The 12,581-nt window shown below is 71.7% G+C and carries 15 protein-coding genes and 1 tRNA gene; 11 read left to right on the top strand and 5 right to left on the bottom strand.

The features are described 5' to 3' along the window. The first annotated feature begins 45 nt into the window (after positions 1–45). The gene (locus AB0C15_RS21375) at positions 46–1,026 is read left to right on the top strand and encodes a DMT family transporter (RefSeq protein WP_357354456.1); all 981 of its coding nucleotides are present in this window, start codon (positions 46–48) and stop codon (positions 1,024–1,026) included. A 16-nt stretch (positions 1,027–1,042) separates the two neighbouring features. Here AB0C15_RS21375 and AB0C15_RS21370 read toward each other — a convergent pair whose 3' ends face one another. Together AB0C15_RS21370 and AB0C15_RS21365 are read right to left on the bottom strand one after the other, a co-directional pair. Next, entirely contained in the window at positions 1,043–2,116 is a 1,074-nt protein-coding gene (locus AB0C15_RS21370) for a PHP domain-containing protein (protein ID WP_357354454.1), read from the bottom strand. A gap of 1 nt (position 2,117) precedes the next feature. Continuing rightward, complete coding sequence (locus tag AB0C15_RS21365; RefSeq protein WP_357354452.1) at positions 2,118–2,882, bottom strand: M23 family metallopeptidase; 765 nt, start codon at positions 2,880–2,882, stop codon at positions 2,118–2,120. A 115-nt stretch (positions 2,883–2,997) separates the two neighbouring features. On the opposite strand from AB0C15_RS21365, the gene AB0C15_RS21360 reads away from it, so the two are divergent. The 4 genes from AB0C15_RS21360 (at position 2,998) to AB0C15_RS21345 (ending at position 4,850) form a co-directional block, all read left to right on the top strand. Further along, the gene (locus tag AB0C15_RS21360) at positions 2,998–3,336 is read left to right on the top strand and encodes a hypothetical protein (protein WP_357354496.1); all 339 of its coding nucleotides are present in this window, start codon (positions 2,998–3,000) and stop codon (positions 3,334–3,336) included. 109 nt (positions 3,337–3,445) lie between these two features. Next, positions 3,446–3,613: a hypothetical protein gene (locus tag AB0C15_RS21355; protein ID WP_357354450.1), complete on the top strand. Its 168-nt coding sequence runs from the start codon at positions 3,446–3,448 to the stop codon at positions 3,611–3,613. Between the two features lie 117 nt (positions 3,614–3,730). After that, complete coding sequence (locus tag AB0C15_RS21350; RefSeq protein ID WP_357354448.1) at positions 3,731–4,258, top strand: tRNA adenosine deaminase-associated protein; 528 nt, start codon at positions 3,731–3,733, stop codon at positions 4,256–4,258. A gap of 34 nt (positions 4,259–4,292) precedes the next feature. Beyond that, entirely contained in the window at positions 4,293–4,850 is a 558-nt protein-coding gene (locus AB0C15_RS21345) for a nucleoside deaminase (RefSeq protein ID WP_357354494.1), read from the top strand. A gap of 14 nt (positions 4,851–4,864) precedes the next feature. Here the strand turns inward: AB0C15_RS21345 and AB0C15_RS21340 are convergent, their stop codons facing one another. Then, positions 4,865–6,025, bottom strand: coding sequence for a HAMP domain-containing sensor histidine kinase (locus AB0C15_RS21340; protein WP_357354446.1), 1,161 nt, complete (start codon positions 6,023–6,025; stop codon positions 4,865–4,867). Further along, the gene (locus AB0C15_RS21335; RefSeq protein WP_357354444.1) at positions 6,022–6,678 is read right to left on the bottom strand and encodes a response regulator transcription factor; all 657 of its coding nucleotides are present in this window, start codon (positions 6,676–6,678) and stop codon (positions 6,022–6,024) included. The genes AB0C15_RS21340 and AB0C15_RS21335 overlap by 4 nt, the downstream gene beginning before the upstream one ends. 129 nt (positions 6,679–6,807) lie before the next feature. Here AB0C15_RS21335 and AB0C15_RS21330 point away from each other — a divergent pair, with 129 nt between their 5' ends. Genes AB0C15_RS21330 through AB0C15_RS21315 form a run of 4 tightly spaced genes read left to right on the top strand, consistent with a single transcriptional unit; the run spans position 6,808 to position 10,308 of the window. Next, positions 6,808–7,332, top strand: a complete 525-nt coding sequence (locus tag AB0C15_RS21330) for a hypothetical protein (protein WP_357354442.1) — start codon at positions 6,808–6,810, stop codon at positions 7,330–7,332. Next, on the top strand, positions 7,329–8,417 hold the full coding sequence (locus tag AB0C15_RS21325; RefSeq protein WP_357354439.1) for a peptidoglycan-binding protein: 1,089 nt from the start codon (positions 7,329–7,331) through the stop codon (positions 8,415–8,417). The genes AB0C15_RS21330 and AB0C15_RS21325 overlap by 4 nt, the downstream gene beginning before the upstream one ends. A gap of 8 nt (positions 8,418–8,425) precedes the next feature. Then, positions 8,426–9,109 carry an ABC transporter ATP-binding protein gene (locus tag AB0C15_RS21320; RefSeq protein ID WP_357354492.1) on the top strand — a complete coding sequence of 228 codons (684 nt, stop codon included), beginning with the start codon at positions 8,426–8,428 and terminating at the stop codon, positions 9,107–9,109. Then, positions 9,106–10,308 (top strand): ABC transporter permease, encoded by a 1,203-nt coding sequence (locus AB0C15_RS21315; RefSeq protein ID WP_357354437.1) that lies wholly within the window; start codon positions 9,106–9,108, stop codon positions 10,306–10,308. Before AB0C15_RS21320 ends, AB0C15_RS21315 begins: the two co-directional genes overlap by 4 nt. Positions 10,309–10,436: 128 nt before the next feature. On the opposite strand, the gene deoD is transcribed toward AB0C15_RS21315, so the two are convergent. Beyond that, positions 10,437–11,144 (bottom strand): purine-nucleoside phosphorylase, encoded by a 708-nt coding sequence (gene deoD / locus AB0C15_RS21310; protein ID WP_030328147.1) that lies wholly within the window; start codon positions 11,142–11,144, stop codon positions 10,437–10,439. Positions 11,145–11,219: 75 nt separating this feature from the next. Here deoD and AB0C15_RS21305 point away from each other — a divergent pair. Both AB0C15_RS21305 and AB0C15_RS21300 read left to right on the top strand, forming a co-directional pair. After that, positions 11,220–11,306: transfer RNA gene (locus AB0C15_RS21305), tRNA-Ser, on the top strand. 509 nt (positions 11,307–11,815) lie between these two features. Continuing rightward, positions 11,816–12,568, top strand: coding sequence for a class I SAM-dependent methyltransferase (locus tag AB0C15_RS21300; protein ID WP_357354435.1), 753 nt, complete (start codon positions 11,816–11,818; stop codon positions 12,566–12,568). Positions 12,569–12,581: the final 13 nt, after the last annotated feature.

Genomic DNA, 12,581 nt, shown 5'->3' with positions numbered 1-12,581 from the left:
GAAAGGCGCGCGACTTTGTCGTACGGTTGCGGCAGAGTGTCAGGGGTGAACACCGATACCACTCCTGACAATGCGCCGGTCGGTGCCTGGCTGCCGGGCTTCATCGCCCTCGCCGCGATCTGGGGTTCCAGCTTCCTCTTCATCAAGGTCGGCGTGGCCGAGCTGCACCCCGTCCAGCTCACGCTCTACCGGGTCGTCGCCGGCGCGTTGACCCTCTTGGTGGTCCTCGCCGTGCTGCGCGACCGGCTGCCCCGGGAGCCCCGGGTCTGGGCGCACCTGACCGTCGTTGCCGCCTTCGGCGTGGCCGTGCCGTTCACCCTCTTCGGCTACGGCGAGCAACGGGTCGAGTCGATGCTCGCCGGCATCTGGAACGCCACCACGCCACTGATCGTGCTGCCGCTGGCGGTGCTCGTCTTCCGCACCGAGCGACTGACCCTGCGCCGCGCGGTCGGGCTCGGGCTGGGCTTCGTCGGGGTGCTCGTGGTGCTCGGGGTCTGGGAGGGCATCGGCGGGGCGCACTTCACCGGCCAGCTCATGTGCTTCGGTGCGGCGGCCTGCTACGGCGTGGCCATCCCGTACCAGAAGAGGTTCGTCGCCGGCAGCACGCACTCGGGTCTGTCGCTCTCCACCGCGCAACTGCTGCTCGCCGCCGCGCAGTTGGCCATCGTCACACCGTTCGTCGCCGGCCTGCCGCCACTGCCCACCGACCTGTCGGCAGGGGTGGTGGCGAGTGTGCTGACCCTCGGGGCGCTCGGCACCGGGCTCGCGTTCGTCATCAACATGCGCAACATCCGGGTGGCCGGCGCGAGCACCGCCTCCACCGTCACGTACCTGATCCCGATCTTCGCGGTGCTGATCGGTGCCGTGGCGCTCGACGAACGACTCAACTGGCACCAACCGGTCGGTGCGCTGATCGTGCTGCTCGGGGTCGCGGTCTCGCAGGGCGTGTTCAGTCGTCGCCGGAGCAGCCCTGTCGTCGGCCTCGGCGCACCCGCCGCACCCGTCGCCGAACCCGCCCGACGCTGAAACGCGGAGACGCCACTCAGGCGCGGCTGTGCGTCCAGGCCACCAGGTGCTCCGCCGACCAGGTGTTGACCACCCGGTCGGCGGGGACACCGCACAGTGCCGCGCGTTCGCAGCCGAACCGTTGCCAGTCGAGTTGCCCGGGTGCGTGCGCGTCGGTGTTGATGGCGAACCGGCAGCCAGCCTCCACCGCGCGGCGGATCAGGCGCTTCGGCGGGTCCTGCCGCTCCGGCCGAGAGTTGATCTCCACGGCGGTGTCGTGCTCGGCGCAGGCGGCGAAGACGGCGTCCGCGTCGAAGTCGCTCTCGGCCCGGGTCCGGGCGCGGTGCCCCCGGTCGCCCGGGCCGGTCACCCCGGCCGGACGGGACGACACCATCCGCCCGGTGACATGGCCGAGGATGTCCAGGTGCGGGTTGGCGACGGCGGTCAGCATGCGCCTGGTCATCTTCGACCGCTCGTCCTTCAGGCCGCTGTGCACCGACCCGACCACCACGTCGAGCCGCTCCAGCAGATCGTCGTCCTGGTCCAGTGAGCCGTCAGCGAGGATGTCCACCTCGATGCCGGTGAGGATCCGGAACCCCTCGGGCAACGCCGCGTTCACCCGCGCCACGTGATCGAGCTGCCGGCGCAGCCGGTCCGCGGTCAACCCCCGGGCCACCGTCAGCCGGGGCGAGTGGTCGGTCAGCACCAGATACTCGTGGCCCAGCTCCACCGCCGCCAGCGCCATCTCCTCGATCGGCGAGCCACCGTCGGACCAGTCCGAGTGGGTGTGACAGTCGCCGCGCAGGGCGGCGCGCAGCGCCGTGGCCTCGGCGTCCAGGTCACTGCCCTCGGTCGCCACCAGCCGACGCAGGTAGACCGGCTCCTCCCCGGCGAGGGACTCCGCCACACACCGCGCCGTGACGTCACCGACTCCGGCCAGCTCGGTGAGCGTGCCGTTGCCGGCCCGCTCGGTCAGCTCGGCCGCGGACAGGCCGGCGAGCGCCTTCGCGGCCGACCGGAACGCCCGCACCCGGTAGGTCGCCTCGTTCGCCCGCTCCAGCAGGAACGCGATCCGGCGCAGGTCGGCGATGGGATCCCTCGCGTGCGCCATGTCAGGGTGCCTTCGGGCAGCCGTGCTTGCGCTGCCACGCGGTGACCTCGGCCGCTGGTTCCCGGTTGCCGCCGCGCCGCCAGGAATCCAGGTAACGCGCCGGCCAGATCACCCCGCGCCGGATCCACCAGCCGTCCTTGCCGGTGCAGGCCGGCGAGACGCCGAAGTGCACGTGACACACGTTGTTCGCGTTGCCGGTGCGGCCCACCTTGCCGAGTTGCTGCCCGGCGCGGACCCGCACCCCCGCGTCGACGCCGCTGCTCACCACGCTCAGGTGCGAGCCGTAGTAGCGCACCCCGTCGTCGCCGAGCAGGGAGACCGACAGGCCGCCGTTGTCCGGCCCCTGCGGCCCACGCTTGCGGTACCTGTCGACGCGGCTCACCTCGAGCACCGTCCCGTTGGTCACCGCCACGAACGGCTCGCCGCAGTCGGCGAAGAGGTCCGTCGCCGGGTAAGCGCCGTGCGTCGGGTGATAGTCGACGTTGTCCGCGCGTACCGGAAAGACATGCTTCAGCCCGGTGCGGGGTGCCGTCGCCGACGGCCTGGCCGACGACGGCGCCGGGGGGCTCGGGGCGGTCGCCGTCGGCGTTGGCGTCGGCGACGGCGGCTGGTCGGCGGTCGCCCAGACCGCCGGCGGAGTCGGCGCCGCGCCGTCGGCCGGCACCCCGGGCCGGGTGGTCGCGCAGCCGGCGGCGAGCACCGGGGCGAGCAGCAGCAGAATCGGGTACGCCGGACGAACACGGCGGCTGATCGTCGGCGAGGACATCAGGTCATCCTGGCAGAGCCGGTACCGTGGGCACGAGCGGCACGCGTGAGGGAGGGCAGCGACGGTGACCTTTGCCCGACCCGAACCCGGCCCGGATCTCGGTGCCGCCCGGCCGGTGCCGCGCGCCCCCTCGGGTCTCTTCCCCTCCGGGCCCCCGACCCGGCCCACCTACCGCGAGCCGCACCCGATCACCGGCGGTGGTGTCGCCACCGGCGGCGGCGCGGCGACCGGCTGGCTGCTGCTGTTCGGCCTGCTCGGCACCGACGTGGCCAGCTACGCGTGGTGGACGGTGGCGGCTGGCCTGTCGGCCTGGGTCACCGCTCTGGTGCTGGTCAGGTACGGCGACCGAGGGGTGGCCACCGGCGTCGCCATCGTCACCGCGGGAGGGTTGAGCATCGCCGCCGCCGTGGTGGCGGTCCGCTGGGCCACAAGTGGTGACTGGCCGCTGTGGTGACCGGCGCGTCGACCTCGAGAGGGTGTGCGGTGACTGCACCGTGTGCCCGGTTGGCTGCGTAGCGAACGCCGTCTTGACGTGACCGCCGAGACTCGGCACGCTCGGCACTATGGCCTGGACCACTCCCCGGCAGGATCCCGATCGCAGTCGCCGTCGCCTGCAGTTGCTGGCCGAGTTGGCGGGCGCCCGGGCGGTCCGCCAGCGCAGCCGACCGCAGCGGCAGCGCACCGAGCGTCTGCAACAGCTCATCGCCACCCGCCGTCGAGTCGTCGGCTGACCCGACTTTGTCATGAAAGACCCGCCCTTCGGGGCGTTGACGGGTCGCCTGCCGACCTGACCGGCTAACGTGCACGCGTAACGAGTCGACGCTGTGTCGAGGGCTATTGGGGGGACCGTGTCGTACTTCGCTGCGGCCGTGGTGCGCGACGACAGTGGCTGGACCGCCGCCGAGGTCAGCCTGCGTGGCGCCGCCGACATCGACGAGGTTGCCGACCGACTGCGCGACGTCGACCAGGAGGCCGACGTGTCGCTGCTCTTCATCGAGGCCGACGATGCGTACCTGGTCGTCCTGCGCCTCGACGAGGGCGAGGATCTGCGGGTGTTCGGCTCGGACTCCGCGTACGCCGAGGAGTCGCAGCTGGGGTCGCTGCTTGTCGGTGACCTGAAGACCTCGGTGACCGGGCTCGACGGTGACGACGAGCCACGCCCGGCGAGCACCGGGGACGACGAGAGCGAGCAGCCCGTCGTCGACCCGGAGGCCGACCCGGTCGGTGATGCCGACCTGCTGGCCAACCTGGGCATCTCCGCACAGAAGTTGCTTACCCTCTGCGCCCACGAGGGAATGCTGCCGGCGGACGTGACCGCCGAGATCTGCCAGGTGCTCGGCTGCGCAGACGAGGTCGAGGAGCTGCGTGAGGTCTGAGCCGGCCGACGCCACCGATCCGGCTCTGGAGTCGATCCGGCCGGGGCAGCCGACTCCCGGCGCGGTCGGCCGGGCCGGGCCCGGTGCCCACGAGGGCCTGGCCGAGCTGGGCGAGGTCGGTCGACGGCAGCGGCACGAACGGTGGATGCGCCGCGCCCTGGAGGTCGCCGTCACCGGCCCGCCCGTCGACGACGCGGTCAGCACCGACGTCGACGACGTGCCGGTGGGGGCGGTGCTCTACGGGCCGGACGGCACCGAGCTTGCCACCGGACGCAACGAGCGGGAGTTGACCGGCGACCCCACCGCTCACGCCGAGGTGCTGGCCCTGCGTCGAGCTGCCGAGCGCACCGGCCGGTGGCGGCTGGACGGCTGCACCCTGGTGGTCACCCTCGAACCGTGCACCATGTGCGCCGGGGCACTGGTGCTGGCCCGGGTCACCACAGTCGTGTTCGGCGCCTGGGAGCCCAAGACCGGCGCGGCCGGATCGCTCTGGGACGTGCTGCGGGACCGTCGGCTCAACCACCGCCCCGAGGTCTACGGCGGGGTGCTGGAGGTCGAGACCGCCGCCGTCCTGCGCGCGTTCTTCCGCTGAGACCGGGTCGCCGGTCAGGCCGGCGGCAGGGTGACCGTGACGATCAGACCACCGTCCGGGCGGGGCTGCGCCTCGGCGGTGCCGCCGTGGGCACGGGCCACCGCGCGGACGATGGACAGCCCCAACCCGAAGCCCCGCGCCCCGACGACCCGCTCCCGCGACAGCCGACGGAAGGGCTGGAACATCGTCTCGACGTCGTAGCCGGGGACGACCGGGCCGGTGTTGGTCACGGTGAGGGTGGGTCGGCCGGCGACCAACCCGGTGCGCACCTCCACCCACCCGTCGGCGGGCAGGTTGTGGCGCAGGGCGTTCTCCACCAGGTTGAACGTGAGCCGCTCCAACAGCACCGGGTCGCCGCTGGTGGGTGCCGGGGCCAGGGCCCGCCGGACCGGCACGCCGGGTATCTGCTTCCCGGCCTGGTCGGTGGTGTGCGCGCAGACCTCGGCCAGGTCGACAGGCGTACGCTCGGTCAGCTCGTTCTCCGAGTCGGCCAGGGTCAGCAGACCGTCGATCAGCCGCTCGTGCCGTTCGTTGACCGCCAGCAGCGACTCGCCCAGTCGCCTGGTCTCCGCCGAGGCGTCCGGGCGGGTGATCGCCAGCTCCACCAGGGCACGGTTGAGCGCCAGCGGGGTACGCAGCTCGTGTGAGGCGTTCGCCACGAACCGGCGCTGCCCGTCGAAGGAGCGGTCCAGCCGTTCCAGCATCTCGTCGAAGGTGTCGGCGAGTTCGCGTACCTCGTCGGGAGGGCCGGTGAGCGCGATCCGCTCGTGCAGACCGCGCCCTGCGGTGTCCGCGCCGGCGATCCGTCGGGCCGTGCCGGTGATCTGGTGCAGGGGCTGCAACGCCCGGCCGGCGAGCAACCAGCCGAACGCGATCGCCACCGTCGACACCACGATCAGCGCGACGCCGCCCTGGGTGAGCAGCGACTCCAACGCGTTGCGCTTCGCCTCGTCCTGCGCCTGCTCCACCAGGGAGCGCAGCATCTCGATGTTCTGCCCGTTGCCCGAGCCGGGTGTCGTCGCGGGCACCGGCAGGTCGCGCAGTTTCACCCCGAACGGCTGCGGCATCCGCTGATCGACGAGCACGTACGTGACGGCGAGCAACACGATGCCGGCCGTCAGGAAGAGCCCTCCGTAGATGAGGGTGAGCCGGGCGCGGAGCGTCAGCCGTTTCATCGGATCTGGTACCCCGCTCCGGGCACCGTCTCGATCACCGGCGGATCGCCGAGCTTGCGGCGCAGCTTCATCACGGTCACCCGGACCACGTTCGTGAACGGGTCGATGTGCTCGTCCCACGCGCGTTCCAGCAGGTCCTCGGCCGAGACCACCGCGCCGTCGGCGAGCAGCAACTCGGCCAGCACCGCGAACTCCTTGCGGGAGAGCGCCACGTACCTGTCGTCCCGCCGTACCTCGTGTCGGGCCGGGTCGAGCTGGATGCCGGCGCGACGCAGGGTCGGCGGTGCCGCCGGACGGGACCGACGGGTCAGCGCGTGCACCCGCGCCGACAGCTCGACCAGGGCGAACGGCTTGGTCAGGTAGTCGTCGGCGCCGAGCGCCAACCCCGCCACCCGCTCCCGGACCGCCGCCGACGCGGTGAGCATCAGCACCCGGGTCTCTCCGCCCGCGTCCACGATCGCCCGGCACACGTCGTCGCCGTGCACCACCGGCAGGTCCCGGTCCAGCACCACCACGGCGTACTCGTTGACGCCGAGCCGCTCCAACGCGGCGTCGCCGTCGTACGCCACGTCGACGGCGAACGACTCCCGGCGCAGCCACTCGGCAATGGCGTCCGCGAGCACGTTCTCGTCCTCGACCACAAGCACTCTCACCCCTCCATGGTGCTCGGGGTGCGGTAACCGCGGCATAACCGCAGACGGTAACGCCGGGGATACGCCCCCTGCCGTGCACTGGGTGCGACGTTCGGCGAACCGCGCCGGACCTGAGCGGAAGCGGACATCATGCGACGACAGCTGCTTGTGTTACCCATCCTGCTCGCCCTGGCGCTGTCCGGGTGCGGCTCGGGGGGCGATGACGGCGGCGGGGTGGCGACCGCCGGTGGGGCGTCGACGAGCGCCACGGCGAGCGGTGTGGCGGTCAGCGACTCAGACCGGCAACTCGCCTTCGCCAGATGCATGCGGGAGAACGGGGTGGACCTGCCCGACCCGGAGGCGGGCGGCCGTCCCGGCTTCCGGTTCGGCGCGGACGTGGATCAGCAGAAGGTCCAGGCCGCCATGGAGAAGTGTCAGGACAAACTGCCCAACGGCGGGCAGGGCCCGCAGCTCAACCCGGAGCAGGCCGAACAGATGCGCGCCATGGCCAAGTGCATGCGGGAGAACGGGGTACCGGACTTCCCGGACCCGGACGCCGACGGGCGGGTCCGGATCGGGACCGGGGACAGGGCGATCAACATCGGCGACCCGGCCATGAAGGCTGCCCTGGAAAAGTGCCGGCATTTCGCGCCGCAGTTCGGGGGTGGCCGGTGACCGGCGCCAGCCGACGTTCGCGGCTGCGCGCCGCCATCACCGGGGGCATCGTTCTGCTTGTCGCCGCCGTGGGCGTGGTCGCCGCGGTGGGCTTCGGCGGTGCCGACGGAGACCCTGCCCAGGCCGGCAGCGCGCCGCCCGCCACCGCCACGGTCACCCGACAGACCCTCGCCGACTCGGAGACCGCCGACGGTGAGCTGGGGTACGGCACGACGCGTACCGCCACGGCGAAGCTCAGCGGCACCGTCACCGGGCTGGCGGCGACCGGGTCGACCGTCCGGCGGGGCAAGCCGCTCTACCGCGTCGACGACGAGCAGGTGGTGCTCCTCTACGGCGGGCTGCCCGCGTACCGGACTCTCGCCCCCGGGACGGAGGGTGCCGACGTCGTGCAGTTCGAGCGGAACCTCAAGGCGTTGGGCTACAGCGGCTTCACCGTCGACGACGAGTACACCGGTGCCACCGCCGACGCCGTCCGGGACTGGCAGGACGACCTCGGTCTGACCGAGACCGGTCGGGTCGAGCCGGGGCGGATCGTGTACGCCGACCGGGAGGTCCGGGTGGAGAGCCACCAGGCCGACCTCGGTGATCTCACGCAGCCCGGCCAGGCGGTGCTCACCTACACCGGCACCGACCGCGTCGTCACCGTCGCGCTCGACGTGGACGACCAGCGGTTGGCCAAGCGGAACGCGAAGGTCGGCGTGCGGCTCCCGGACGGCAAGGCGGTGGTGGGCACGATCAGCACCGTCGAGACGGTCGTCCAGGCCGGCGCGGCGGGCGCCAACGGGCAGTCCGGCGAGGCCGAGACGAAGATCGAGGTGACGGTCGCGGTGACCGACCCGAAGGCGCTCACCGGCTTCGACCAGGCCAGTGCCGACGTCACGTTCACCGTCTCGGAGCGCCGCGACGTGCTCAGCGTGCCGGTGGCGGCGTTGTTGGCGCTGGCCGAGGGTGGCTACGGCGTCCAGGTCGCCGACGGCGGTGCGAGCCGGGTCGTCGCGGTGACCACCGGGCTGTTCGCCGACGGCCGGGTGGAGGTCACCGGCGAGGGCATCGTCGAGGGCACGCCCGTGGTGGTGCCGGCGTGAGGCGCGAGGTGATCGTGCTCGACCGGGTCAGCAAGCGGTACGCCGGCGGCGTCGTCGCTCTCGACGACGTGTCGCTGCGAATCGACCAGGGCGAGCTGGTCGCGATCGTCGGACCCTCCGGATCGGGCAAGTCGACCCTGCTACACCTGATCGGCACCCTGGACCGGCCGTCGTCGGGCAGCGTCCTCATCGACGGGTACGACGTGGCGAGGCTGACCGACCGGGAGCTGTCCGCGTTGCGGGCCACCCGGATCGGCTTCGTCTTCCAGCAGTTCCACCTGGCTCCAGGTGTCCCGATCGTGGACAACGTGGCCGACGGCCTGCTCTACTCCGGCGTACCACTGCGAGGGCGGCGCGACCGCGCGGAGGCCGCGCTGGTCCGGGTTGGCCTGGGCCACCGGTTAAGGCACCGGCCGCACGAGCTGTCCGGCGGGGAACGGCAAAGGGTGGCCGTGGCTCGCGCGGTGGTCGGTGAGCCGGCGGTGCTGCTCGCCGACGAGCCGACCGGCAATCTGGACTCCCAGTCCGGCGCCGGGGTGTTGGCGCTGCTGCACGACCTGCACCGGGCCGGCACGACCGTCGTGGTGATCACCCATGACCGGGAGATCGCGGGGAGCCTGCCCCGGCAGGTACTGATGCGCGACGGCGCGGTACGCCACGACTCGGCCTTCGCGACGGGCGGGGTCGGATGACGGCGACGTTGACCCCGGCCCGGCTGCGGCCGGCGGACGTCCTGCGCGTCGGCGGGGTGGGGCTGCGGACCCGTCCGCTGCGGGCGTTCCTCTCCGCGTTGGGCATCGCGATCGGCATCGCCGCGATGATCGCGGTGGTCGGCATCTCCTCGTCGTCCCGGGCCGAGCTGGACCGGGCGCTCGACGCCCTGGGCACCAACCTGCTCACCGTCGAGCCGGGCAGCACGCTGTTCGGCGCGGATGCGCAGCTTCCCGACGAGTCGATCACCATGATCGGGCGGATCGGACCGGTGACCGAGGTGTCCGCGACCGGGCAGGTGTCCGACGCCAAGGTGTACCGCTCGGACCGGATTCCGGCGGCGGAGACCGGCGGCATCGCCACCCGGGCGGCCCGGCTGGACCTGCTCGGCACCGTCGGGGCCGAGGTGGCGACCGGTACCTGGCTCAACGAGGCGACCGCCCGTTACCCGGCGGTGGTACTCGGCGCCACCGCGGCCCGCCGGGTCGGCATCACCACGGCCCACCCGCAGGTGCAGGTGTGGCTGGGTGGTCGGCCGTTCACAGTGGTCGGAATCCTCGCCGCCGCACCGCTCGCCCCGGAGTTGGACACCTCGGCGTTGATCGGCTGGCCGGCCGCTACCGAATACCTGGGCTTCGACGGCCACCCGACCACCGTCTACACCCGGGCCCGGGAGGCGCAGGTCGAGGCGGTCCGGTCGGTGCTCGCCGCGACCACCAACCCGGAGGCGCCGAACGAGGTCGAGGTGTCCCGGCCCTCCGACGCGCTTGCCGCCGCCCAGGCGACCGACGACGCGTTCACCGGCCTGTTGCTGGGTCTGGGCGCGGTCGCACTGCTGGTGGGTGGGGTCGGCGTGGCCAACACCATGGTGATCTCGGTGTTGGAGCGCCGCGCCGAGATCGGCCTGCGCCGTTCACTCGGCGCCACCCGCGGTCAGGTCCGGGCCCAGTTCCTCACCGAGTCGCTGCTGCTCTCCGCGCTCGGCGGGATCGGTGGGGTGGTGCTCGGCATCGTGGTCACCTCGGGCTACGCGTTGTCGCAGGACTGGCCGACGGTGGTGCCGGCCTGGGCGATGCTCGGCGGGGTGGGCGCGACGGTGGTGATCGGCGGCCTCGCGGGCCTCTACCCGGCGGTGCGCGCCGCCCGCCTCGCGCCGACCGAGGCGCTGGCCACCGTCTGACGTGCTGGCTGCCGTCTGACTGTCCGCGGCTCGGCGGTCAGATGCGATAGAGCGTGATGACTGTGGGGCATATTGATGCCTCACAGTCATCACGCTCGTCGCGGTGCTGCCGCCTCCGTCGAGACGGGTCAGGCGATGATCGTGTCGAGCGCGATCTCGACCATCTGGCTGAAGGTCTGCTCGCGCTCCTCCGACGTGGTCTTCTCGCCGGTCTTGATGTGGTCGCTGACGGTCAACACGGTCAGCGCGCGGGCCTTGAACCGGGCGGCGATCGTGTAGAGCGCCGCGGACTCCATCTCCACCGCGAGCACGCCGTAGTCGGCCAGGGTGTCGTAGAGATCCGGGCGGTCGGTGTAGAAGGCGTCCGCCGCCAGGATCGGCCCGACGTGCATGCTGATGCCGCGCCGCTCGGCCACCTCGACCGAGGTACGCAGCAGCCCGAAGTCGGCCACCGGGGCGTAGTCGATCAGCCCGTCGAAGCGCATCCGGTTCATGTTCGAGTCGGTGGACGACCCGATCGCCGCCACCACGTCCCGCAGTTGCAGGTCGGTGCTGAGGGCACCACAGGAGCCGACCCGGATCAGCGTCTTCACGCCGTACTCGTTGATCAGCTCGTGGGCGTAGATGGAGGCCGACGGCATGCCCATGCCGGAGCCCTGGACGGAAACCTCGACACCGTTCCAGCGGCCGGTGAAGCCCAGCATGCCCCGAACCGTCGAGTAGCAGGTGGCGCCCTCGAGGTAGGTCTCCGCGATCCACTTGGCCCGCAGGGGGTCACCCGGCATCAGGACCCGCTCGGCGATCTCGCCCGGCTTCGCGCCGATGTGCGTACTCATGGCAAAGATCCTGCCAGGCCGGCCCGGGCGATACCGGTTCGGCGTCCGAACCGGCGGTCCTGTACCCTCGTCGGCGGTGGCGTGTCCGAGCGGCCTAAGGAGCACGCCTCGAAAGCGTGTGAGGGTTAACGCCCTCCGAGGGTTCAAATCCCTCCGCCACCGCTCTGTAGTGCAGAAACGCCCGGTCGATCCGTGAGGATCGACCGGGCGTTTCGCATCAGAGCTGCTGCTCGCCGCCGTCGACGAACAACTCGCCGCCGGCGAGGCGATGGGGATCAACAAACCCAGCCTCTACGCCGCCTACGGCGGCAAGGAGGAGCTGTTCCGCAAGGCCGTGGCGGTTACGCCGAAAGGGACATGCGGTACGCGCAGGACGCCCTCGCCCAACCCACCGCGTACGAGGTGGTGGCCTCGCCTGTCCCACCGAGAACGCGCCGATCGCCGGGTTCCTCGCCGGCAGCCGCCTGGGCGGTGAAGGCGCCCTCGCCGACCGGCTCGCCCGCGCCGTAGCCGAGGGCGACCTACCCGCGCAGGCCGACCCGGTGGCGCTCGCCCGTTTCTCCATGATCGTTACAGAGGGGCACGCGGTGCACGCCGCAGCCGGAGTCAGATGGATGTCGGAAATGCGACTCGCCGGCGATCTGAGGGTGGTCTCTTGGCAGCATGCCGTCATGGCATGGCCGCGGTCCACGTCCAACAAGCCAGAGAAAGTCAATGGTCAATGGCTTGACAGTGCTCGCAGGTACGCCGACCTCACCACCGACCTGAGTCGCGACTCCGAGTATCTGCGACGCGAGGGCCTGGTCCCGACCATGATCAGCCTCATCGGGCCGACCACCGACAAGATCGTGCTGGATGCGGGCTGCGGCACGGGTTGGCTGTTCGACACGATCGACGCGGCCGAGGCGTGGGAGTGCGACCTGCAGGTCCCCTCGACCAGGCCGGCGCACGTGACGAGCAGCCGCGAGGACGTGACAGACCTCCGCTACCCCGACAATTACTTCGACGTGGTCGTCTCCAGTCTCGTCCTGATGTGGGTCTCCGACTTCTCGGCCGCCTTGACCGAGGCGTTCCGGGTGACGCGGCCCGGCGGTCGGCTCGTGGTGAGCCTGGTTCACCCCTATTTCAACCACGCCGGTCAGGTCTGCGGGAACGGCTTCCTCATCGATCGGGACCTCAGCGTGGAGGCCGAGTGGGACGACTACTACATCTCCGGGGTCGTGGGGCCGCTGACCTACTACTACCGGCTGCCGGAGCAGTACTACAACGCAGCGGTGAAGGCGGGTTGGCGTCTGGTCAACTTCCGCGACTGGTTCGTTGACATCGCGCACTACCGCCGGGAGGCGGCTGGACGTAAGGCTCACATCCTCCGTACGGGCATGGTGCCGACCTTCACCTTCTTCGTCGCCGAGAAGGCCACCTAGCGCGCCAGAGTGG

Source organism: Micromonospora sp. NPDC048835 (assembly GCF_040649995.1).
Taxonomy (GTDB): domain Bacteria; phylum Actinomycetota; class Actinomycetes; order Mycobacteriales; family Micromonosporaceae; genus Micromonospora.
The sequence above is the reverse complement of the archived record's forward strand: the minus strand, read 5'-3'. Positions and strand labels throughout refer to the sequence as shown.